Origin of the sequence: Nannocystis sp. RBIL2 (assembly GCF_026626745.1) — a bacterium.
Classification (GTDB): domain Bacteria; phylum Myxococcota_A; class Polyangia; order Nannocystales; family Nannocystaceae; genus Nannocystis.
The window spans coordinates 3,203,971-3,225,586 of the sequence record NZ_JAPNJW010000002.1 but is presented as its reverse complement, the minus strand read 5'-3'; the positions used below and the strand labels follow the sequence as shown (position 1 = coordinate 3,225,586).

General features: G+C 71.7%; 19 protein-coding genes and 1 pseudogene. 13 read left to right on the top strand and 7 right to left on the bottom strand.

Translation table 11 applies throughout. From position 1 onward, the window contains the following. The first annotated feature begins 6 nt into the window (after window positions 1-6). From OV090_RS38000 to OV090_RS37980, 5 genes are all read left to right on the top strand, one after another. On the top strand, window positions 7-549 hold the full coding sequence (locus tag OV090_RS38000; protein ID WP_267709634.1) for a hypothetical protein: 543 nt from the start codon (window positions 7-9) through the stop codon (window positions 547-549). Between the two features lie 301 nt (window positions 550-850). Continuing rightward, entirely contained in the window at window positions 851-2,167 is a 1,317-nt protein-coding gene (locus tag OV090_RS37995; RefSeq protein ID WP_267709632.1) for a PQQ-binding-like beta-propeller repeat protein, read from the top strand. 149 nt (window positions 2,168-2,316) lie between these two features. After that, on the top strand, window positions 2,317-2,712 hold the full coding sequence (locus tag OV090_RS37990) for a hypothetical protein (RefSeq protein ID WP_267709631.1): 396 nt from the start codon (window positions 2,317-2,319) through the stop codon (window positions 2,710-2,712). Continuing rightward, entirely contained in the window at window positions 2,709-2,909 is a 201-nt protein-coding gene (locus OV090_RS37985; protein ID WP_267709630.1) for a hypothetical protein, read from the top strand. Before OV090_RS37990 ends, OV090_RS37985 begins: the two co-directional genes overlap by 4 nt. A 77-nt stretch (window positions 2,910-2,986) precedes the next feature. Then, on the top strand, window positions 2,987-3,553 hold the full coding sequence (locus OV090_RS37980) for a hypothetical protein (protein WP_267709629.1): 567 nt from the start codon (window positions 2,987-2,989) through the stop codon (window positions 3,551-3,553). Between the two features lie 61 nt (window positions 3,554-3,614). On the opposite strand, the gene OV090_RS37975 is transcribed toward OV090_RS37980, so the two are convergent. After that, entirely contained in the window at window positions 3,615-5,309 is a 1,695-nt protein-coding gene (locus OV090_RS37975; RefSeq protein ID WP_267709628.1) for a DEAD/DEAH box helicase, read from the bottom strand. Between the two features lie 503 nt (window positions 5,310-5,812). On the opposite strand from OV090_RS37975, the gene OV090_RS37970 reads away from it, so the two are divergent. Both OV090_RS37970 and OV090_RS37965 read left to right on the top strand, forming a co-directional pair. Continuing rightward, window positions 5,813-6,739, top strand: coding sequence for an NAD(P)/FAD-dependent oxidoreductase (locus tag OV090_RS37970; RefSeq protein ID WP_267709627.1), 927 nt, complete (start codon window positions 5,813-5,815; stop codon window positions 6,737-6,739). 97 nt (window positions 6,740-6,836) lie between these two features. After that, a complete protein-coding gene (locus OV090_RS37965) occupies window positions 6,837-7,478 on the top strand; it encodes a hypothetical protein (RefSeq protein WP_267709626.1) in 642 nt (213 codons plus the stop codon). Window positions 7,479-7,734: 256 nt separating this feature from the next. On the opposite strand, the gene OV090_RS37960 is transcribed toward OV090_RS37965, so the two are convergent. Next, window positions 7,735-8,454, bottom strand: coding sequence for a hypothetical protein (locus OV090_RS37960; RefSeq protein ID WP_267709625.1), 720 nt, complete (start codon window positions 8,452-8,454; stop codon window positions 7,735-7,737). Window positions 8,455-9,239: 785 nt separating this feature from the next. Between OV090_RS37960 and OV090_RS37955 the strand changes: the two genes are divergently transcribed. After that, window positions 9,240-9,641 (top strand): hypothetical protein, encoded by a 402-nt coding sequence (locus OV090_RS37955; RefSeq protein WP_267709624.1) that lies wholly within the window; start codon window positions 9,240-9,242, stop codon window positions 9,639-9,641. Window positions 9,642-9,700: 59 nt separating this feature from the next. Here OV090_RS37955 and OV090_RS37950 read toward each other — a convergent pair whose 3' ends face one another. Next, window positions 9,701-10,078: a hypothetical protein gene (locus OV090_RS37950; protein ID WP_267709623.1), complete on the bottom strand. Its 378-nt coding sequence runs from the start codon at window positions 10,076-10,078 to the stop codon at window positions 9,701-9,703. Between the two features lie 921 nt (window positions 10,079-10,999). Here OV090_RS37950 and OV090_RS37945 point away from each other — a divergent pair. After that, on the top strand, window positions 11,000-11,842 hold the full coding sequence (locus OV090_RS37945; protein WP_267709622.1) for a hypothetical protein: 843 nt from the start codon (window positions 11,000-11,002) through the stop codon (window positions 11,840-11,842). Window positions 11,843-11,917: 75 nt separating this feature from the next. Here the strand turns inward: OV090_RS37945 and OV090_RS37940 are convergent, their stop codons facing one another. Further along, a complete protein-coding gene (locus OV090_RS37940; protein WP_267709621.1) occupies window positions 11,918-12,841 on the bottom strand; it encodes a LysR family transcriptional regulator in 924 nt (307 codons plus the stop codon). A gap of 117 nt (window positions 12,842-12,958) precedes the next feature. On the opposite strand from OV090_RS37940, the gene OV090_RS37935 reads away from it, so the two are divergent. Further along, a complete protein-coding gene (locus OV090_RS37935; RefSeq protein WP_267709620.1) occupies window positions 12,959-13,792 on the top strand; it encodes an oxidoreductase in 834 nt (277 codons plus the stop codon). 157 nt (window positions 13,793-13,949) lie between these two features. On the opposite strand, the gene OV090_RS37930 is transcribed toward OV090_RS37935, so the two are convergent. Together OV090_RS37930 and OV090_RS37925 are read right to left on the bottom strand one after the other, a co-directional pair. Beyond that, the gene (locus OV090_RS37930) at window positions 13,950-14,669 is read right to left on the bottom strand and encodes a hypothetical protein (RefSeq protein WP_267709619.1); all 720 of its coding nucleotides are present in this window, start codon (window positions 14,667-14,669) and stop codon (window positions 13,950-13,952) included. Window positions 14,670-14,851: 182 nt separating this feature from the next. After that, the gene (locus tag OV090_RS37925; protein ID WP_267709617.1) at window positions 14,852-16,141 is read right to left on the bottom strand and encodes a hemolysin family protein; all 1,290 of its coding nucleotides are present in this window, start codon (window positions 16,139-16,141) and stop codon (window positions 14,852-14,854) included. 522 nt (window positions 16,142-16,663) lie between these two features. On the opposite strand from OV090_RS37925, the gene OV090_RS37920 reads away from it, so the two are divergent. The 3 genes and pseudogenes from OV090_RS37920 to OV090_RS51190 all read left to right on the top strand — a co-directional run bounded on the left by OV090_RS37920 (window position 16,664) and on the right by OV090_RS51190 (window position 19,878). Next, complete coding sequence (locus OV090_RS37920; protein ID WP_267709616.1) at window positions 16,664-18,526, top strand: S8 family serine peptidase; 1,863 nt, start codon at window positions 16,664-16,666, stop codon at window positions 18,524-18,526. Window positions 18,527-18,801: 275 nt separating this feature from the next. Further along, window positions 18,802-19,470, top strand: a pseudogene (locus tag OV090_RS51195) (isochorismatase family cysteine hydrolase); the annotation flags it as partial. 21 nt (window positions 19,471-19,491) lie between these two features. Then, window positions 19,492-19,878, top strand: coding sequence for an ester cyclase (locus tag OV090_RS51190; RefSeq protein ID WP_346660437.1), 387 nt, complete (start codon window positions 19,492-19,494; stop codon window positions 19,876-19,878). Between the two features lie 31 nt (window positions 19,879-19,909). On the opposite strand, the gene OV090_RS37910 is transcribed toward OV090_RS51190, so the two are convergent. Then, window positions 19,910-21,409 carry a CocE/NonD family hydrolase gene (locus tag OV090_RS37910; RefSeq protein ID WP_267709614.1) on the bottom strand — a complete coding sequence of 500 codons (1,500 nt, stop codon included), beginning with the start codon at window positions 21,407-21,409 and terminating at the stop codon, window positions 19,910-19,912. Between the last annotated feature and the right edge of the window lie 207 nt (window positions 21,410-21,616).

Genomic DNA, 21,616 nt, shown 5'->3' with positions numbered 1-21,616 from the left:
TCTGCGATGTCCCACCGAGCCATCTTCTTAACGCTCTCGCTCCTCGTCGCCTGCGGGTCCCAGGACAGCGACAGCACGACCACCCACGCCGAGGAGCCGAGCGTCGCCGAACTCGCGGCCTGCGACGAGCACGACCTCGAGCGGATCCCCTTCCAGGGCCCCGCCTTCGACGACAACGGCGCCCTCCTCGCCCCCCTGCCCGTGCCGCACATCGTCGCCACCACTGCGGGCTGGCACACTCCCGAGAACCGGGACGCCGTCGTCAGTCACAACACCCCGCCGATGATGGATGTCTTCACCCACGACGGCCTTCTCGGGGCCAGCTTCGCCTACTCCGAGGCTTGCGGAAGCGGGCGGACCGTGACCCTCTGGCGCGACGAGGCCGCGCGGAAGAAGTTCGTGTTCGGCGAGGTCCATAGCGCCGCGATCAAGAACGGCCTGAAGTACACCAGTGGGTGGGAGACCACCCACTGGACCGAGTCCACCGCCACCGAGCCCCCGAGCTGGGACGCCGTCAAGGTCCGACTCGCCGCCGCCCGCCGCGAGTAACCGCGCTCTCCGAACCGTGACAGCGACAGGCAGAGCCGCGGCATGGGAGCGCCGTCGCGGGTGCCCAGCGCCGGCAGGGCAGCAGGGGAGGCCGGTTTCGCACGCACTGGACACTACCACGAGGCGTGAGAGGCGCGGGCCGCGAGCCCGTCAGGACCTCCCAGCCTAAAACCCGCGCCGCCGCCGCGGCGTCGACGAGAGGCTCGGCGCGCAGGGGACATGTCCGAAGAGCCAGGCACGCCGTCGCGCGGGGTCCGATCGAGGTCCCACTCGTTCGGGACCGGCTCGCCACTAAAGCAACATGCGCACGATCTCGTTGCTCCTCGCCCTCGTTCCCTCGACTGCGTGTATCCCCGACGTCCTCGAGCAGACCACGGACGGCTCGACCACGGCGGGCGAGCCGAACACGGGCGGTCCCCCAGGCACGGATGGCACGGACGGCACTTCGGGCACGGCAGGGCCCGACGTCCCCACCAGCGGCACCGGCGATCCGGCGCTGCCGTCCACCTCGGGGGAGCCGGGGCAATGTCCCGAAGGACAGCCGTGGAGCTTGCTCGGGTCGACCGACCTGGCGGTGCCGGACGACTTCTTCGCCAGCACGCACCGCGATGTCTTGACGATCTTGCCCGACGGCCGGGCGGCGATCGGGGGCACTCTGGGCACCGCGCAGGAGGGCGGGCCGGTGGCGCCCGCGGTGCTGTTCGCGTCGGCGAGCGGCGAGGTGCTGACGCTGGCCGCCGGCGAACCTGCCACCAACTTCGGCCTCGGCGAGATGGTCGTCGCCGCGGACGGGGGGCTGGTGGCGCCCGCGCTCCGCGTCGACGGGATGACGGCCCGGCCGGGGTTGCTGCGCGTGGCCGCCGACGGTTCGCAGCTGACCGAGGTCGAGCTCGCGGTGCCGGTGGCCAGCGACGCTCTGGCGCTGTTCGGCGACACTGCGGTGCTCGCCGGCCTCGACCGGTCGGCGATGAAGATGGTGGTGGCCAAGGTGGTGGTGGCGACCGGGGCGCTGGTGTGGCGCACCGAGCTCGGCGACGCGGGGCAGCTCCTGCTCGACGAGCTGGTGCCCACACCGGAGGGCGACGTGGTGGTGGCGGGCCGCAGCGGCGACGACATCAGCAACCCGACGAATCACGAGCTGTGGCGGATCGGCGCGGGCGGCGGGTTGGTGTGGCACAGCCCGCAGGCGGTGCCGGCCTATACGTACACGCCCGCGCTGGCGCTGCTGCCGAACGGGCAGGTCGCGGCGCTGCGCCTCGGCACGGACGACGGCCGCCTCGACCTGGTGGCCCGCGACCTGGCCGACGGCTCGCTGCAGTGGGAGGTCGAGGTCGCCGCAGCCGAGCCGCCGGCGCGCCTGTCCGGCCGCTTCATCCACGTCGACGCCGACGCGCTGAGCATCCCGGTGCTGGACGCGGCCGCGGACGAGCTCTCGCTCGGGGCCACTTCGGTGCAGCGCGTGAGCTTCGACGGCCAGCTGCTCGAATCGCTGCCGCTGGCGGTGCCGCCCGGCCTGCTGCCATACTGGGGAGTGCTCAGCGCACGCGGGGCGTGCGGCGAATTGGTGGTGGTGGCCGGCGAGAGACAGAACGTGTGGTTCGGCACGTTCGCGCAGTGAGGGGCGACCGGGCGATGCCACCACGGCGTGGCGCCGGCGCGGGCCCCGGCGGAAGATGAAGCCGCCCGCGCAGGCGACTCGCAGGCGGTTGCGCCGGCCTCTGCTTGCTCGCGCGCTCGGCGGCAGGCGGTAGCGGCACATGGAGGGTCATGCACCACACCGCAATCGTCCTGTCACTCGCGCTCGCCGCGGCACCAGGCGCCGCTGAGAGCGCCGCGGAACTGCTCCCGCCCGCTGCTGCTGAGGAGCTCTTCGCCGACTTGCAAGCGCCCGTCGTCCTCGAAGACGTCCGCGCTGGCGCGGCCGACAGCCAGCTCGAGATCCGCTTCTATTTACCGGAGGTCGGAGCAGTCTCCATGAGCATTCGTGAGGACGATGCAGGGGCCGGTGTCGGCCTCGTCAAGGTCGAGGACGCCGTGGTGACGGAGGTCGGCTTTGTCGACGGCGCCGTCGTCTCGCAGACGAGCACTTCGCCATCCTCAGCCCCGAGCAGGCCGTGGCCGTCGTCGCCAGCCTTCTACAGGTCTGGCACGACGACGCCGTGATCGAGGCGCTGGAAGACGACCGGGACTTCAAGTGCTGGTGGGCCGGCAAGATCGCCGGGGCGACGATGGGCGTCGCGGTCGCCGCCGGATGTGGCCTTGCGACCAAGAAGACAAAGTGCCTCGGGATTGGCTGGGGTGTTCACACGACCATCGCGGACTATATCAGCGACAAGTGTAACGGAGCGCAGAACAAGTGATGGACAGCGGGACCATGGAGCTGTGGCAGCAGCTCGCTCCTTCGCGCGGACCCCTGCCCCCGCAACGGTGGGGGTTCTTGCCGACCGAGCAATTCTGGCACCTCGCGTGGTTCACGCCGATCATGTTGGCGTTTTGGATCCCGGCCTTCATTTTTCATGACTGCCTCGTCCTCCTCGGAGGGGCGTGGTGGCAGAACGGGCTCGCGTGCATGGCCTTTGCCGTCCTCTGGACCGGCCTGGTCGAGCGCTGGAGTCGTGGGTATCTCGCACGGCGGCGCATGCGGGCGCTGACCGAAGGCGGACTCGAGGATGCACAGGAAGCGCCCGTCCCGCCGCCGGCCCTGCCGCAAAAGCTGCCGGTCTTCGCCACGCATGAATTCTGGGACTACGCGTTCTTACGGCTGTTCGGCCGGGCGAGAGGGGTCGCCGCCAGGCTGACCGATTTCCTCTTCTTCATGGCGTTCTTCTACCCCTCCGGGCTCGTGTGGGTCGGGGCCTTTTCACTGCTGCTCGTCATTTCCCTGTGCCTCGGAGCGTGGCAGCGCCGGCTGCTACGCCGAGAGCTCGCGGCCGCTACCCAGCCGGGGCCGGCGCTCGCGGAGGCGTCAGGGTCACGCGTCTCCCGGCCTCCGCGTATCGCGTAGGCGCGAGGCGTCGTGGTGCCCTCCATGTCCTTCAGGACATGTCCGAAAGATTGCCCGGCGCTCACGGCTTGCGCGGCTTGCCGAACAGGCGCCCGCGCAGCAGGCTGCGCTTGACGGGGCGCTTGCCGGCGTCGTCCGGCGGCTCGCCGTCGCGGGTGATCCGCAGCTGCCCGCCGGCGACCCACACTTTTTTCAAGTGCTGCAGCACCTCGTCGGACAGCTCGGCCGGCAGTTCGACGTAGGTGTGATCTTTTTGAATGTCGATGCGGCCGATCTGCTTGGAGGTCAGGCGGGCCTCGTTGGCGATCGCGCCGACCAGGTTGCCGGGCCTGAGGCCGTTGAGGTGGCCGACCTCGACGCGGTAAGCGGCCATGCCGGGCTCGGGGCCGCGGGGCGGCGGGCGCTCCTCGGGCTCGCGGCGCTCCGGCGCGAGCATGAACGGTTCGCCCTTGCGGACCAGCTTGGCCAGGGCGGCGGCGATCTCGAGCGCGGGGATGTTGTCCTCGCGCTCGAGCTCTTCGATCGCGTTCTGGAACGGCTCGAGGCCGCCGCCGGCGATGCTGTCGCGGATCTGCTGCTTGAAGCGGGCGAGCCGGACGTCGTTGACCATCTTGACGGTCGGCAGCTCCATCGCGGTGATCGGCTGCCGGGTGGCGCGCTCGATCATCCGCAGCAGGCCGCGCTCGCGCGGGGCGACGAACAGGATCGCCTCGCCGCTGCGGCCGGCGCGGCCCGTGCGGCCGATCCGGTGGACGTAGCTCTCGGGGTCGGTCGGCACGTCGTAGTTCATGACGTGGCTGATCCGGTCGACGTCGAGGCCGCGCGCGGCGACGTCGGTGGCGACGAGGATGTCGATCGCGCCGTCGCGCAGCATGGCGATCGTGCGCTCGCGCTGGGCCTGCGGCAGGTCGCCGTTGATCGCCGCGGCCGCGAAGCCGCGGGCCTGCAGCCGCTCGGCCAGCTCGTCGGTGGCCAGCTTGGTGCGGGCGAACACGATCATGGCGTCGAACGTCTCGGCCTCGAGGATCCGCGTCAGCGCGTCGAGCTTGTGCACGCCGCTGACGACCCAGTAGCGCTGGCGGATGTTGTCGGCGGTGCGGCTCTTGCCGGCGATCGTGACCTCGACCGGCTCGCGCAGGTGCATCTGCGCGATGCGCCGGATCGGCGGCGGCAGGGTGGCCGAGAACAGCGCGGTCTGCCGCGTCGGCGGCGTGGCGCTCAGGATCGTCTCGACGTCGTCGATGAAGCCCATGCGCAGCATCTCGTCGGCCTCGTCGAGCACGACGTGGCGCAGGTGCGAGAGGTCGAGCGAGCCGCGGTGGAGGTGGTCGATGATCCGCCCGGGCGTGCCGACCACGACGTGGACGCCGCGCGCGAGGGTGGCGAGCTGCGGGCCGTAGCTCTGGCCGCCGTAGATCGGCATGACGCGGAAGCCGGGCAGGTGGGCGGCGTAGCGATGCAGCGCCTCGGCGACCTGGATCGCCAGCTCGCGCGTGGGCGTGAGCACGAGCGCCTGCAGGATGGGCCGGCTGCGATCGAGGCGCGCGAGGATCGGCAGGGCGAAGGCGGCGGTCTTGCCGGTGCCGGTCTGAGCCTGGCCGAGGAGGTCGCGCCCGGCGAGCAGGTGCGGGATGGTCTGCGACTGGATCGGCGACGGGGTCTCGTAGCCGAGGTCGCGCAGCGCTTGCTGCAGCGGCTCGGGCAGGTCGAGCGCGGCGAAGCCGGTGGGCTGGGGGAGGTCTTCGTCGGCGCTCATGCGCGGGAAGCTCTACCCGATTAAAAAGGCCGCGGGGCCCGCGGCGGCGTGCCGTTTTACACGCCAGCGGGTCCCCATGGCGTGGGGATGGAGGCGGCCGGGCCGGCGGTCCGTTGCGCGAGTGCAGGCCGGCCCTTGCGGATGACCTCGCCGCGGTGCACTGGCGGTCGCACGCTTCGCCGCGGCGGCGCAAGGCTCGGGGGGCTTTCGACCGCGACGGGTGAGGGGGTCCTCGGCGAGGACGGGCCCGCGGGTTCGGGCGGCGCTCTCGACGAGGAAGGACCCCAGGTCGCGACCTGCGCCCTCGCCAGCGCGCGGTGATTGTCGCCGAGGATCGCAGGCGGCCGGCGCAGGTCCTTGCCGGTGCAACGGTTCGGCGCATCTTCGCGGCGGTCGGGGCACTGCGGCGAGGTCTTGCCGAGGACCGGCGCCACGGAGGTCGCTTTGCACGAGTACGGTCGCCCGCGAATTCGTCCCGCCGCTTCGCAGCGGAGCGTGATGGCATGTACGACGTGATCGTGATCGGCGGCGGGCCCGCCGGCCTCAGCGCGGCGCTCGTGCTCGGGCGGAGCGACCGCAGCGTGCTGGTGTGCGACCGCGGGGACCATCGCAACGACGCGTCGCGGGCGGTCCACGGCTTCTTGGCGCGCGAAGGGACGGCGCCGGACGAGCTGCGGCGGCTCGGCCGCGAGCAGCTGCGGCCCTACGACGTCGAGTTCGCCGCGACCGCGGTGACCGACGCGGTGCGCGAGCCGCCGGGGTTCCTGGTGAGCCTCGGCGACGGCCGGCGCGTCCGCTGCCGCAAGCTGCTGCTCGCCACCGGCCTGGTCGACATGCTGCCGGAGATCGCGGGGCTCGAGCCGCTGTGGGGCCGCAGCGTGTTCGTGTGCCCCTATTGCGACGGCTGGGAGGTCCGCGGGGCCCCGCTGGCGGTCTGCGGCGGCGACGGAGCCGCGCTCGCGCTGTCGCTGCTCCGCTGGTCGGAGGACGTGGTGCTGTTCACCAACGGGGGCGGTCCGCTGGCGGCCGACGACGCCGAACGCCTGGCCCTGGCGGGTGTGCGCGTGCGCGAGGAGCCGATCGAGCGCCTGGTCGGACGCGACGGGATCCTCGAGCGGGTGGTGTTCGCGGGCGGCGACGCCGAGCCGCGGCGGGCGCTGTTTCTCAAGCTGCCGCAGCGCCAGCGCTCCGATCTGGCCGAAAAGCTGGCGCTCCCGGTCGACGAAAAGCACGGGGCCGAGACCGGGCGGCGCCAGTCGACCCGCGTGCCTGGGCTGTTCCTCGCCGGCGACGCCTCACGCGACGTGATGTTCGCCATCGTGGCGGCGGCGGAGGGCGCGGTGGCCGGGATGACGATCGGCGTCGAGCTGCAGGCGGAGGATCTGGCCGAGCGCATCTGCCGGGGCTCGCGGGCGTCGCGGGGGAAGTGATCGCTTGTCCGGACGATCGCCCGCGCAACTGCGGCCTGCGCCGCATTCGTGGCAGGAGGTCGATTGCCGGTCGGCGCACATCATCCATAGTGGGGGCATGCAGGAAGACCGAACCATCGAGGAGCCGGCGACCGAAGCCCACACCTGGCTCGCCAACCTCGCGCGCGAGCTGTTCCAGACCGAACAATCGGCGCAGCGTCACCCTCGCCTCGAAGCCGAGCGCCTGGGAGACGTGCCGCCGGCCCATCGCCTGCGGGCGATCGCAGCCCACGCCGAGTCGGCGCTGGCCGAGCTGCCCCGCCTGGCCGAACAGCACGGCCTCCCCGTCAGCACGGGCGGACGCGCGGTGGGGACGGCGTTCTCGGTGGTCCGCAACCAAGTCGCGGACATGTTCCTCAGCCTCGAGCGCTCGTATCGCGGCACGCTGCTCGGGATGCGCCACGGGGTCGATCTGATGATCCTGTTCGAACAGGTGGCCCGGCGCGACGGGGCCGTCGAACTGGCCGACTGGTGCGCAGCATGGCTCGAGCGGCGGGTGGCCCTGCTCCAAGAAGCAGAGCAGGCGCTGTCCTGGTTCGCGGAGCACCCGGAGCGGGCGCTGGAAGCCGCGACGCATCGGCCGCTCGCTCGCGCCTTCCGCGCGACGGTGGCGGGGATCGAGCACCTGGCCGACCGCCTGCGCCAGCCCCGGCGGGCGCAAGCTTCGGTCACTCGCGGCTCGGAGCAGCGGGCCGGGTAGCGCAATCCGAGGAGCGCGCGAAGCGGGCGCTGCCGCGGTGACGGCAGCGGTCGCTGCTTTCGTGTGAGCAGGGAAGCGGTCGCTGCCGCGGTGCGGCAGCGGTCGCTGCGTTTCGCGCGCACAGAGGCTTGAAGCGGGCTCTGCTGTGATTCCAGCGGAGCTCGCTGCATTCCGCACGCCGAGGCGAGCTCGAGCGTGCGGCCGCTCGCAGACGCGGCGGTGCGCGGCGACGGGCGCCGCGCACCGCCGATTCAGGTCACTCCGGCTCGCAGCCGCAGCCGGTCGCGTCGAAGAAGTGGACCATGCCCTTCGGGCACGGGAACTTCATCGCCTTGCACTCCTCCGGGTCGTAGCTGACGTACTGCCGACCGTCCTCCTGGCAAACGCCGGGGCAGTCGGCGCCGCCGTTCTGCGGGTCGCAGCCGTCGTCGGGGATGTCGACGCACTCCTGGCCTTTGGGGCAGGCATCACCGGCGAAGCCGCCGCAGCCGAGCGGGGCGTCCTCGCAGATGCCGATGCAGTCGGAGCCGCCGTTCTGCGGGTCGCAGTCGTCGGCCGGGTCGTCGACGCAGACCTGGCCTTCGGGGCAGGGCGTGCCCGGGAAGCCGCCGCAGGCGAGCGGGGCGTCCTCGCAGATGCCGATGCAGTCGGAGCCGCCGTTCTGCGGGTCGCAGTCGTCGGCCGGGTCGTCGACGCAGACCTGTCCTTCGGGGCAGGGCGTGCCCGGGAAGCCGCCGCAGGGGGCCGGCCCCGGATCCACGCAGATGCCGATGCAGTCGTTGCCGCCCTTCGAGGGGTCGCAATCGTCGCTCGGATCGTCGACGCAGACGAGGTCGCCCGGGCACTCGAGGCCCAGGAAGCCGCCGCAGGCGCTGGGCAGCTCGCCCTTCCGCGGCGTCAGATCTTCGGAATCGCAGGCCATGACGGCGCTGAGGGTGAGAGTGAGGTGGGTGAGATGCCTAAGGTATTTGCGCATGATTTCTCCGTAACCCTTCGGTGATGGAAGGGTCATGGAGGATGCGTCGCGAGCTGGCCAATTGGCGCGACCAGTCCCTGCAATCGAGCGAGAGGAAGGTCCGCTCGATCGCGTGAAACCTCGGTGCCAGAGGCGTAAACGATCGCGCGTGGGGCTGCGATTCGCTGCAGAGACCGGCTCGCGCGATGGCGGCCCGGAGCGCAGCCGTGGCCCCAAAATGGCGTCCTGGAGGCTGCGTCGGCGCAAATGCCACAACCGTGGTCTGGAGGCAGCAACAGGGATCGTCCTCGCACCCGAGGGGAATCCCTCGATCACGCTGCAAAACGCACGAGCTGTGATCGGCCGCGGCTGGGAAGAGTGACCGTCGGCCATTTCGATGGGCCATTTCGATCGGGGTATTTTTTTCGCTCTGGTGAGAACCCGCGAAAAGCATATTGCCGACGATGGCCCCCCCGGTCCCACTCTGCGACGAGGTCGTGGGCGAACAACGGGTCGCCGGCGCGCGCCAGGGCAGGCTCCGACTCCCCGCGCCCATCGCATCCACGAGACGCGGATCGAAGAGGCCAGTGCGCTGCGATCATGGATGGGCGCCCGAGGCCGGGGTAGATGCGCTGCCATGATTCGCGCAGCGGGCAGAGCTCGCCGCGGCGGACGTGCAGACGGCCCCTGGCGGGCGGTCGGGCGATAAATTCTGCGGTCGCTCGCTGGACGCTCCCGCGAGGCGCCTCAACCTTGCGGGGCCGTCGAACGGGCGGTGCCCTCATTCCTGCAAGGAGATGATGCTCATGTGGATCTTCCAAGCTGCCACGACCGCGCTCCTGACGGCGCTGTTCGCCACGCCCGCCCAGCCCGAGGGGCCGCTGATCGACCTCGACGAGGTGGTCGTCGCCGACGAGTCCGGCGACGCGGCGCGCGAGGAGGCGTCGCTGGTGTTCTTCATCGACGACAGCGCGGGGCTCGACCTGCTCGAAGACGGCGCGGTGCGGCTGTCCGAGCGCGGCGACTTCGTGGTCCTCCGCGGACCCAGCCAGCTCGAGATCAAGGTGATGCAGGGACAGCGCGGCGGCGCGATGTCGACGAGCTACATCATCCGCCGCATTGAATACGGGACGCTCTACCGGCTGACCAACAACGAGACCGCCGGCTGGGACATCGACATCGAGGTGCGCCTCGTCAAGCCCGGGTGAGGGGCCGGGTCGCTACTCGTTGCAGCGGTGCCGCGAGGGCGGCACCGCTGCAGCGCGGGCTACTTGAAGTTGACGAAGTAGAGGATCGTCTTGGGGCTGTTCCCGCCCCGGCCCTGCTTCGTGGTCGAGTATCCGCCGTTCTGGCTGAACCAGATGTCGAAGCTGGTCGACTGCTGCACGTCGAGATAGACGGCGAACGACACGTCGACCTGCCAGCCCTGGCCCGCGAACAGGCTCGAGCAGGTGCCCAGGAAGCGATCGAACTCGTCGTTGCCGGCCTGCTCGGCCTGGCTCCACGCGTAATCGACGAAGGCCTGGAAGCTCTGGTCGTCGGGGCCTCCGGTGGCGTTCGCCCGCAGGGTGCGGCCCGCCGCGGCGAACTTCTGGTTGTCCTCGTCCGAGAGCTGCTTCGGCTCGACTCGCTGAATCGTCGTCATGCTCTGACCCTCCCCATGCTTCCTCGTGAGCGCTGAAATGCGCCGACGATTGCGACGAGCGCTCGTGCGCCGTCGCCCGTCAGCGATCGCTCCGGGAAAGTAATGCCTGCTCTGCCGTGTCGTCAAGCCAATTGGATCGGGCCGGAAATGCACATTGGTGGCAAGCGCGGGCGGTCGCGGGCGCGGGCGGGCGGCGGGCGGGCGCCCCAGGGCCGTGCAGGGCCGGTGCGGCTTCGATGCACTGGTGTTGCGTTTGGTGTTGCGGTGATATGAATGGACCGGCGAGTCGCTCGTCGAGCGGCGTATGATCGTCGCTGCAGGGCTCTACGTCGTGGCCGCCCCGCGACTGTGGCCGCATGTCAGTCGGACCGCAGTGCCGGCCCCGACAGCGAGCGCCTCTGAAAGGGCTCCGGTTTCAGGCGCGCCTGTTGTCGGCCGGGCCTGCGATAGGGGCGCTCCCCGAGGATGTGCTCGTGCCGCGACGGATTTGGCGTGGACCGTGGCGGGAGGGCCGAACCTCGGTCTTCAGCCGTGCAGCCCTCGGGCCGTTCCCTGGCTTTCTGCGGGGACAGGTTGCTGTGAGGGCTCGCGCGCCGCGGGGCGAGAAAAGATTGCACTCTGGCGAATGGATTTCGGCGGAGGTGGGCAGACGGGGGTTCGTCCGGCCGGACACGTCGCGGACGTCCGATTCGTCGGCAGAGGTCCGCATCAGGGGCACCAATTGATTCGCCCGCGAGGCGCACTGGACGAGGGTCGGCGCGTGGGGTCACGCGCTCGAGGTCTTCCCCAGTTGGGCCTTTGCCATGGCGACCAATCGATTCGTCGGGATGCGGGGACTCCCCTCGACGACCTCGCAGGCGCTCCGCGGATGACCGCGCAGCGTCGACCTTGCGAGGATCGGTGCTTCAAAGCGGAGACGACATGCGCGACAACTTTTTTAAAAGAATCTTCGTGGCAGTGCTGGCGGTGACGGGGTGCGACGCCGGGAGCGAGATCGACGAGGGGGAGCGGGGCGGGCTGCTCGACTCGATCGGTCGGCCGCTGGGCCCGGTGTCGCGGCGGATCGTCGAGGCCAACCGCGAGCTCGAGCCGGGGTTGCGCCTGCTGGCCCGCGTCGAGGTCCAGCCCGACGAGTTGCTGCAGATCTACGAGCCCGCGCCGGGCGAGCTCCTGATCTCGCTGGCGGGGGCGCCGGTGAATGGGCCCCGTCTCAAGGCGCGCGCGCTCGCGGGCCGCTCGCTGCCCGAACTGTGGGCCGACGCGGCCGGTGAGGCGGCGATGCCTGCGGCGCTGGCCGAGGTCGCCGACGCGCTGGGTGACGCGCCGGTGGTCGGTCCGCGTGCCGACCTGCCGCTGGCCGCCGCGCTGCCAGATCCGTCGCCGGCGGTCGCGGGGTATTGCGACACTGCCTTCTTCAAGCACCCGGAGTCGGCGTGCGAGGTCGGCGGCGGGCTCGAGAGGGACTACGCGGTGTGCGTCGAGCAGGTGACGAGCGCCTCCGGATGGGTCGACCACGCCTTCAAGACGCGCGGGACGGTGTGCCCGAACCGCGGCGACGTGGTCCTGCGCCTGAAGACCGGCGGGGGCGGGGACGGCGGCTGGGCGGTCCCCCAGCACACCCACAATTCGGTGATCTACACCAACTACTCCTGCACCACCGACGACCCGGACATCTACGATACGCACTGCCGGTGGGTCAACGTCTGGGTCGACGCGGGCGGCCCCCGCCGGTTCCACTTCCGCATGGTCGCCGACGTCGAATGAGGCGGCCGTGAGCCGCGAGCGTCGCGTTCGCTGCTCGCTTTTCGGAGCGAGCAGCAGGCGCGGTGCTCGAGCCGCTCATCCGCGGGGCCGGTTGGCCGCGCGAAAGAAATCGAGGAAGCAGCGCAGCTTGACCGGCATGTGGGCGCGGTTCGGATAATAGAACGAGAAGCCGGGGAACTCGGCGCAGTGGCTCTGCAGCACGCGCACGAGCTGCTTGCTGGCCAGCGGCGCGCGGACCAGGCCGGCGAACACCTGGGCCAGGCCGAGGCCGGCGATCGCGGCGTCGACGATCGCCAGCATGTCATTTAGGACCACGCGGCCGTCGACGTCGAGCTCGACGTCGTCGTCGCCGTCGCCGAGCCACCAGCGCTGGAGCCGTCCGCTGGTGACGAAGCGCAGGCGGATGCAGTCGTGGTCGAGCAGGTCGCGCGGGGCGGTCGGCCGCGGGTGATGGGCGAAGTAGTCGGGGGCGCCGACGATGACGAGGCGCTGCGGGCCGCCGAGCGGGGCGGTGATCATGTCGCGCGGGATGGCCTCGCCGAGGCGCACGCCGACGTCGAAGCCCTCGCCGACGACCTCGCTGAGGCCGTCGCTGAGGCCGAACTCGAGGCGGATGTGCGGGTGTTCGCGGGCGAAGCGGGCCAGGTGCGGGGCGATGAACAGGGCGTAGGTGACGCGCGACAGGGCGACGCGGACGAGCCCGCGCGGGGCGTCGCCCTCGCCCTCGAGCGACTGGCAGGCCTCGGCGAGCTGCGCCAGGCCGGGGCCGACGCCGGCGAGGAAGCGCGCGCCGGCGTCGGTCGGGCCGACGCTGCGGGTGGTGCGACGCAGCAACAGGACGCCGAGGTGGCGCTCCAGCTTGCGCACGGTCTGCGACAGCGCCGAGGTCGAGACCCCGAGCTCGGCGGCGGCGCGGGTGAAGCTGCAGTGGCGAGCGACACACTCGAAGGCGGCGATCGCCGGCAAGTCGGTCGGGCGGATTGTGAAGCGCTGATTCACAGTCCTGGAAGGTTAAGCCCATTTTTCTTCACGCGGGAAGGGTCCACATTGCTCTTCACAAGGCGGCCAACGAGGCGCCCGCACGGGGCGGACGCCGGCCGGACAAGGAGCAGGGACATGGCGAAAGTTTGGTTCATCACTGGGGCTTCGCGGGGACTCGGGCAGGAGATCGCCGAGGCGGTGCTGGCGGCCGGCGACATCGTGGTGGCGGCGGTGCGCGACCCGGAGCGGGCGATGGCGGCGGCGGGTGAGCACCCGCGGCGGATGTTCGTGCGGCTCGACGTGCGCGACGAGGCGCAGGCGCACGCGGCGGCGGCGGCGGCGGCCCTGCGCTTCGGTCGCATCGACGTGCTGGTCAACAACGCCGGCTACGGGCTGCTGGGGGCGATCGAGGAGGGCTCGGCCGCGGAGGTCGAGGCGCTGTTCGGCACCAACGTGTTCGGCCTGCTGGCGGTGATCCGCGCAGTGCTGCCGCACATGCGACGCCAGCGTGCGGGCCACGTGCTCAACATGTCGTCGCTCGGCGGCTACGCGTCGGGCCAGGGCTGGGGCCTGTACTGCGCGAGCAAGTTCGCGGTCGAGGCGATCACCGAGGCGCTGGCGCAGGAGCTCGCGCCGCTGGGGATCCACGCGACGGTGCTCGAGCCGGGCTTCTTCCGCACGGAGTTCCTGGCCGGCGGCTCGCTCGGCCGGGTGGGGCGCGAGATCGCCGACTATGCGGCGACGGTCGGCGCAGTGCGCGAGTTCGCCGACGGCCACGACGGCGCGCAGCCGGGTGACCCCAAGCAGCTGGCGCAGGTGATCCTCAAGGTGGCGGCGGCCGAGCGCCCGCCGGTGCGCGTGCCGATCGGCGCCGACGCGTTCGCCCGCGTCGAGGCGAAGAACGCCGCAGTGGCGGCCGAGCTGGCCGCGTGGCGCGAGGTCGCGGCAGTGCGAGGCTTCGCCGGGTGAAAGGCCGCGCGCAGCACGGGCCCGACCGATCGTCGGGCCCGTCGTCGACGCTGCGCATCACCGGGCAAATGGTTTGCCGCGCTCTTCAGGTCGCGCGGAAGATGCGTCCCGAAGGACATGTCCGAAAGCGCAGGGATCGGGCGCGTCGAGGTTTCGCTCAGCCGATGTCGGGGATCCCGCAACAGGCCTCGGCCTTGTCGGCGAGCGCCTCGATGGGGAGGCAGGTGCCCTCGGCCTGGCATTCGCCGACCTGCACGCCGTCCTCGAAGCACAGACAGGTCTCGGTGTCGCACATCATCTCCAGGAGCGGCTCGAGGGGGCACTCGAGCATCCATTGGCACGACGAGCCGTCCATGCTGCCGCCGCCGCCGACGGAACAGCCCGCGGCGCACTCCGCCTGCTGCCCGACCACCGCGTCGCACGCGGAAGGTTCGCCGTCGTTCAGGGCCGCGAGCTCCTCGCAGGTCAGGCCCGCCTTGCACTCGAGCCCCGCGATCCAGACGTTGTGGCACTCGCCCTCGAAGAACGCCAGGTCGGCCTCGCAAAACGCCACGCACGCCTCGAACGGGGTCGCCTCTTGCTCGCAGGCGATGCTCTGGGCGCAGAACGCCTCGCACGGGCCCGCGGGCGGCTCTCCGCCGGTGGCCGTGGGGTCGGTGGTGGAGGTCTCCTCGCTGGGCGCGGTCTCCCCGCTGGTCGCGGTGGGCGGGGTCCCGCCCGAGCTCGACTCGGTGGCCCCGCTCGAGGTCGGCTCCGAGGCCCCCGCGCTCGTGGTCGAGCCGGACTCGCCCTCGCTGCTCGACGAGCCGTCGGTGCCGGGGTTCTCACCGGTCTCGGAGCCGCTCTGGTTCTTCCCCCCGCCGTCGCAGGCGATCATGAGGGCAAACGCGAGACTGCATGCATTTTTAAGTGACATCATTGTTCCTCGACAGCGAGGCTATCACTGGCGAATCGCCGCTCTACGGACCGCAATCGGAACTGATCCGACACCGTGTTCGTCCGTGACGTTCGCGGCAGCTTTGGCCGCTGCGGCGCGGCGAGCTCGCGCGCGCGGGGTCGCTATGGCGGAGGCGGCGCGCTCCGGCGTGCAGCGAACGGGATCAGGCGCACCCGGCCGACGGCCCGGGCGGTGGCGTCGAGGACGACCAGCACGCTGCCGTCGCCGGCGGCCAGGCGAGCGCCGGGGTTCGGCAAGCCGCAGGCCAGGTGGCTGCAAAGGCCGCCGATGGTGTTGACATTGTCCGGCTCCTCGAGGCCGAGCGCGAGCTCGCGATTGACGTCGCGGATCGGGGTCTGGCCCTGGACCACGGCCGTGCCGTCGTCCTGGCGGGCGATGGGCTCGCGCGCCTCCTCGTGCTCGCTGAAGACGTTGCCGACGAGCTCTTCCATGAGGTCCTCGAAGGTGACCATGCCGGACACCGCGCCGTGCTCGTCGACCGCGATCGCCAGCCTCGCCTGCTCGCGGCGCATGAACTGCAGGACCTCGGTCGCCGGCACGGTCTCCGGGAACATCTTGACCGGCCGCAGCAGCGGCCCCAGCTCGACCGCTCGCCCGTCCCAGGTGCGGGCCAGGATGTCCTTGGCGCTGACGTAACCGACGATGTCGTCCGGGTCCGGATCGTACACGAGGGTGCGCGAGCGCCGGGCCGCGAGGATGGCCCGCCGCTGCTCCTCCGGAGGAGCCCGCAGCGCCACTGCGTCGATGCGGTTGCGCGGAATCATCACTGTCCCGAGCGGCAAGCGGTCGAAGCCGAGAGCGCGCGAGGCGAGCTCGCCGGCCTCCTCGGCGACCTCGCCGGTCTCGGTCGCCTCCTCGACCATCTGCTTCAGCTCTTCCTTGGAGATCCGCGTCTCCATGAAATCGGTGCGGTCGGAGAACGGCCGCAGGATGGCGTTCGAACTGGCGGTCAGCAGCCAGACGACGGGCCGGGCCGCGCGCGACAGCAGGTGCAGCGGCCGGGCGATCAGGAGGGCATAACCCTCGCCCCAGCGCAGGGCGAGCGACTTGGGCACGAGCTCGCCGAGCACGAGGCTCAAATAGGAGACGCCGATCACGACCGTGGCGAGGGCGAGCTCGGGCGCGCTGCCCTCGACGCCAGGAATGCGGCGCAAGGCCGGCTCGAGCTGCCGGGCGAGGTCGGCGCCGCCGACCGCGGCGGCGGTGGTGCTGACGACGGTGATGCCGACCTGCACCGTGGCGAGGAACCGCTCCGGCTCGGCCCGCAGCTCGGCGACCGCCTGGGCCGAGTGCCGACCCTCGTCCACGAGCTGCCGCAAGCGCGACGGTCGCAACGAGACGACCGCGATCTCGGCGGCCGCGAACACGCCGTTGGCGAGGACGAGCAGCACGATGAGAGCGAGCTCGACGACGATGGCGACGACACCTCCGCCCGTGCTGTTAGCACAGAGCGTCGGACATGCCCGGCGGCGGCCTCGGCGGATCGATCGCTGCAAGGGAATTCCCGGCGGCTGCCCGGCCCGCTCTTGTCATTTTTTGAGAAAGAAAAGACATGTCCCGAGAGACATGCGGCGACAGTCGGTGTGAAGGGCCGGTCGCCCTGTGCTCGCATCATTATGGTTCGCACGAACCTGACACGGATTCAAAAATATGTCCGAAGGGACATGTCCGGCGACGGAGCGAAGTGCCTCACGATGGCGCTCCCGTCCGGGCGTCCGAATCATCAGGGGCCGGATGACGGGGGGCCTGGCGTTCTCTCGCATGCCTCGGCGAGCGTCCGGTGGGCGTCGCGGCCGGCCGGGCACGATTCCGTCGCGCCTCACCCCGAGACCTGCCTCACCCGCTCGCGCAGGCGACGGGCTGCGCCGGGGAGGCGGCGCGGCGACAATGGCCGCGAGGACGAGGACGCCGAGATGCTGCAGATCGCCGCGCTAGCCATCGCCACCAGCCTGGTCGAGCCGCCGACGTGGGTGTTTTTCCGCGACAAGCAGGTCGAGGGGGCCGACCTCGAGGCGGCGCTGGTGCGGCAGGAGCGGGAGCTCGCGCCGCGGGCCCTGCGTCGACGCGCGCGGGTCCGCGGCGATCGGGGCGTCGATGTCCGTGACGTGCCGCCGGCGCCGGACTACGTGCAATCGGTGGCGGCCACCGGCGTCCGGATTCGTGCCACCTCGCGCTGGCTCAATGCCGTGAGCGTCGACGCCGACGCCGCCCAGCGCGCGGCGATCGCTCGCCTGCCGTTCGTCGCCGGGGTGCGCCCGGTGGCGCGGGGGCGGCGTCACGAGCACCCCTTGCCGGTGACGGAGGAGACGCCGAGCTCGCGCGCCAAGGGCCTGTCCTGGCCGCACCTGTCGGCGCTGCACGTCCCGGAGCTGCGCGAATGCGGCCTGACCGGCGCCGGGGTGGTCGTCGGCGTGCAGGACACCGGGTTCGTGCTGAAGCACCAGGCGTTCGCCAATGTGCAGGTGATCGCGGCCCGCGACTTCGTGCAGGGCGACGACGTCGTCGCCGACGAGGCGGGCGACACGCCGGGGCAGCAACACCACGGCACCGGCGTGCTGTCGCTGATCGTCGCCGACGACGGGGAGGTGTTCTCCGGCGTCGCGCCCGGCGTGTCGGTGATCCTGGCCAAGACCGAGCGCATCGACGTCGAGGAGCCGTACGAGGAGGATTATTACGTGGCCGGCCTCGAGTGGATCGAGGGCATGGGCGCCGACATCTTCACCGCGTCGCTCGGCTACTCCGACTGGTACGAGCCGCAGCAGCTCGACGGCAAGACCGCGGTCGTGTCGCAGGCCGCGACTGTGGCGGTCGCCAACGGGCTCATCATGTTCGCGGCGATCGGCAACGGCGGTCCAGATCCGAAGACCCTCGACGCGCCGGCGGACGTCGACGGCGTCTTCGCCGTCGGCGCGACCGACTTCGACGGCGTGGTCACTCCGTTCTCGTCGCGCGGGCCGACGGCCGACGACCGGATCAAGCCCGACCTGGTGGCGCCGGGCCAGGACGTGTACATGGCCCGCTCCGACAGCCTGGTCGCCTACGAGGCGTCGCAGGGCACGAGCCTGTCGACGCCGCTGGTCGCCGGCGTCGCCGCGCTGCTGCTGGAGGCCTACCCCGAGCTCGATCCGGCCGGCATGCTGGCGCTGCTGCGCGCGACCGCGACGCAGCCCGACGCGCCCGACAACGACCTCGGCTGGGGCTTCGTCGACGGCCTCGCGGCGGCGGGCCTGCACTGCACCTGCGTCGACGGCGACGGCGACGGCCACTACGCGGCCACCTGCGGCGGCGACGACTGCGACGACGACGATCCCGCGAGCCACCCCGGGGCGTCCGAGGTGTGCGACGGGCGCGACAACGACTGCGACGCGGCGCTGCCGGCCGACGAGGCCGACGGGGACGGGGACGGGGTCCGCCTGTGCGCCGGCGATTGCGACGACGCCGACCCGGCGCGCTGGCCGGGCGGGGAGGAGCTGCCCGACGATTGCATCGACAACGACTGCGACGGCGAGGGCGATCCGGCGTGCGCGCCGACCACCGGCGAGGCCAGCAGCACCGGCGAGACGGGGGATGCGCCGACCGGCACCACGAGCGAGGGCGCCAGCGAGGGCAGCACCTCGGCGGCGGCGACGAGCACGAGCGACGGGGCGAGCGACAGCGGCGCGCCGGCCTCCGGCGACGGCGGCTGCGGCTGCGCGACCGCGAGCGACGCGCGCTCGGCCTGGCTGCTGCTGCTCCTCGCAGCCCTGCCGCGCCGACGCCGGCGTTCGTTCGCGTAGCGCGTGCGCCGAGTCGTCCGGCGCCTGCTTCGCCGTCCGCCACGTCACCGCCGACGACTTCACGGTCGCAGCGCTGCCCGCGTCGAGGGCGACCCGATCGCCGAAGCGCAGGCCGCATGTTTCACCAGCAGGGCGGACAGCGCGCCTGTCTCGAAGGTCATGTGAACCGCGGCACGACATCGGCTCGCCTGCGAGCTCACGCGCAGGGCCCCGGGTCTGTCCGACAAAGCCGCTCTGCTCTCGACCGTGAGCCCCGGCCCCGCTACCCTCGCCGCGTGGAGCTGCACGTCCCCGCCCGACCCGCGCCCTTCCGCTTCCGACCCCGCGCAGCCGCCCTGCTCGTGATCGACATGCAGGGCGATTTCCTGCTCCCCGGCGGCTTCGGCGAGGCGCTCGGCAACGACGTGCGCGAGCTGCAGCGGACCATCGCCCCGGCCCGCGCAGTCCTCGAGGCCGCGCGCGCGGCGGGCCTCCTCGTCGTGCACACGCGCGAGGGCCACCGCCCCGACCTCAGCGACTGTCCGCCGGCCAAGCGCGCGCACGGCCGCTCGGGCCTGCGGATCGGCGATCCCGGGCCGCGCGGGCGGATCCTCGTGCGCGGCGAGCCCGGCTGGGACTTCGTGCCCGAGCTCGCGCCGGCGCCCGGCGAGCCGGTGATCGACAAGCCCGGCAAGGGGGCCTTCCACGCCACCGACCTCGAGGCCATCCTGCGCAACCACGGGATCGAGGCTGTGCTGGTCGCCGGCGTGACCACCGAGGTGTGCGTGCAGAGCACCGTGCGCGAGGCCAACGACCGCGGCTTCCGCTGCCTCGTGCTCGCGGACTGCGTCGCCTCTTACTTCCCCGAGTACCACCGCGTCACCCTCGACATGATCGCGGCCCAGGGCGGCATCGCCGGCTCGGTCGGGTCCTCGGCCGACGTCATCGCCGCGCTCGCGGGCGCCCCGGAGACCGTCGAGCGGCCGGTGCTGCGCTTCTACGAGGAGGCGCTCAACGCCGGCCGCGAGGAGGCTTTCAGCGAGCTGCTCGCGCCCGACGTCGCCTACTTCAACCCGGCGACCGGCACCGCGCGCGGGCCCGAGGGCGTGATCGCGGCGATCCGGGGCCTGCGCGCCGCGTTCCCCGACCTGCGCTACACGGTCGAGGAGCTGGTCGTCGACGGCGACCGCGTCGCCGCGCGCTTCACCCTCCGCGGCACGCACCGGGGCCCCTTCCGCGGGCGAGCCGCCACCGGTCGGACCGTGGAGATCGGCGGCAGCACGCACTACCGCGTCGCCGGCGGCAAGCTCACCGAGGTCCGCGTGTTCGCCGACTTCCTCGGCCTGCTGCGGCAGATCGGCGTCGAATTATAGATCTGTCCCTCAGGACATGTGATTCGAGACGTCACGGCGGGTCGGGCAGGCCGAGCTCGAGCTGCGCGCGCAGGCTGTCGGCGTCGAAGGTGGTCTGCCACACCTCGTTGACTGCGCTCGCCAGGACCGCGGCGCTCGGCTGCAATTGATTGAGCTCGGCGACCAGAGTCTGGAGCCGCGGATCGGCGAGCTCGCGCAGGCGCGGGAGGATCCACGCGACGTCCTTGCCCGCCTTCTGCTCGGCGAGGACGAGCTGGAGGTGGAGGACCAGCGAGGGCCCGCTCGTCACCGAGTACACGTTCGCGGCCTCGGGCGGCGCGAGCTGGAGGGCCAGGGCGGCGTAGGTGTAGATGAGCACGCTCGGGACCAGGCCCTCGCCGGCGAACGGGCCGTGGGTCATCGTCGCGGTCTCGAGGTCGAGCGGGGTGGCGCGTGGCCAGTAGATCGGCTCGACGTTGGCGCACGCGGCCGCGAGGCCCTGGGTCTGCGTGATCGGAATGATGGCATCCCACGCGTCGTGCGGCAGGATGAGGGTGCCCGGCAGGCCCGGACACAGGCCGGCGTGGGTATACGGCTCGGCGGCAGCGCCCGCGGGTGGGCTGCCGAGGATCGGCGTCGCGCGCCGCCAGTACGGCGAATAGAAGCCGGTGACCATGGTGGGGTTGTTCGATTGCGACAGGAAGGTGTCGCTCGACCACGTCCACAGCGCGACGAAGTCCGAGGGCGCGGAGATCGGCACGACCACCCGCGGGGCGGCGTCTGGCGGGGCCTGGCTCGCGCCGAACAGGGCCATCATCCCGCCCCAGCTCGAGCCGAAGGCGCCGATCCGCTCGAGGTCGATCTCGTCGGGCCGCGTGCGCGCGAACGCGTAGGGGGCGACCGCGTCGAGGGCGTCGTCGGCCAGAGTGCCGCCGGCGTAGAAGCGGCCGTAGGCGTGGATCGCCGCGAAGCCGTTGAACGCCCACACGTTGTTCGCGCCGACAGCCTCCGCCGGGTCCTGCAGCTGGTAGGCGATGTTGTCCGATTCATTGTAATCGGGGGCGTCGACGTCGGGATGACTGCCGTCGCCCTGCTGGGCCCAGCGCTCGTCGACCTCCTCGCCGGTCCAGTCGATGCCGGCGTACGGCTGGGTCTGGATGACGAGCGGCGCTTTGGCAGCAGGGGCGTGCTGGTAGAGCAGGAAGGAGCGCCCGCCGTCTGGCCGCTCGGCGCGAATGAACTCGACCAGGACGTCGGTGTTGTTGAGCGGGAAGGTCTGCTCGGCGAGAGTGACGAACTGCCACTCGCCGGGGGCGCCGGTGTCGCTGGTGGAGGCGTCGGTGGTGGCGTCGCTCGTGGTGGTGGTGCTGGTGGGGGCGGTGCTGGTGGGGGCGGTGCTGGTGGGGGCGGTGCTCGTGGCGTCGCTGGTCGACGCGGTGGTGCTCCCGTGGCTGTCGGTCGCCGCCGGGTCGCTCCCGCAGCCCGCGAGGGCCAGGACGAGCAGGGAACCCGCGCGACGCGGGACGAGCGGAATGCGGGCAGGACGCTGCATGACGCCGACTCTACCGGCTTCGCGGTCGAGAGTCACCGCGGCCGACGTCTGCACGCGGTGGTGCGCGCGTCGATGTTCGTAGCGAGCTCGACGCTGTGCCTCTGACGACGAGCTCGCGGAGCACCGAGACCGATTGTGCGCGCGGCGAGTCGTTGGCAGCGAGGTGCCCGACCTCGATCGGGAGCCGACGCTCGAGCGACCCCGGTG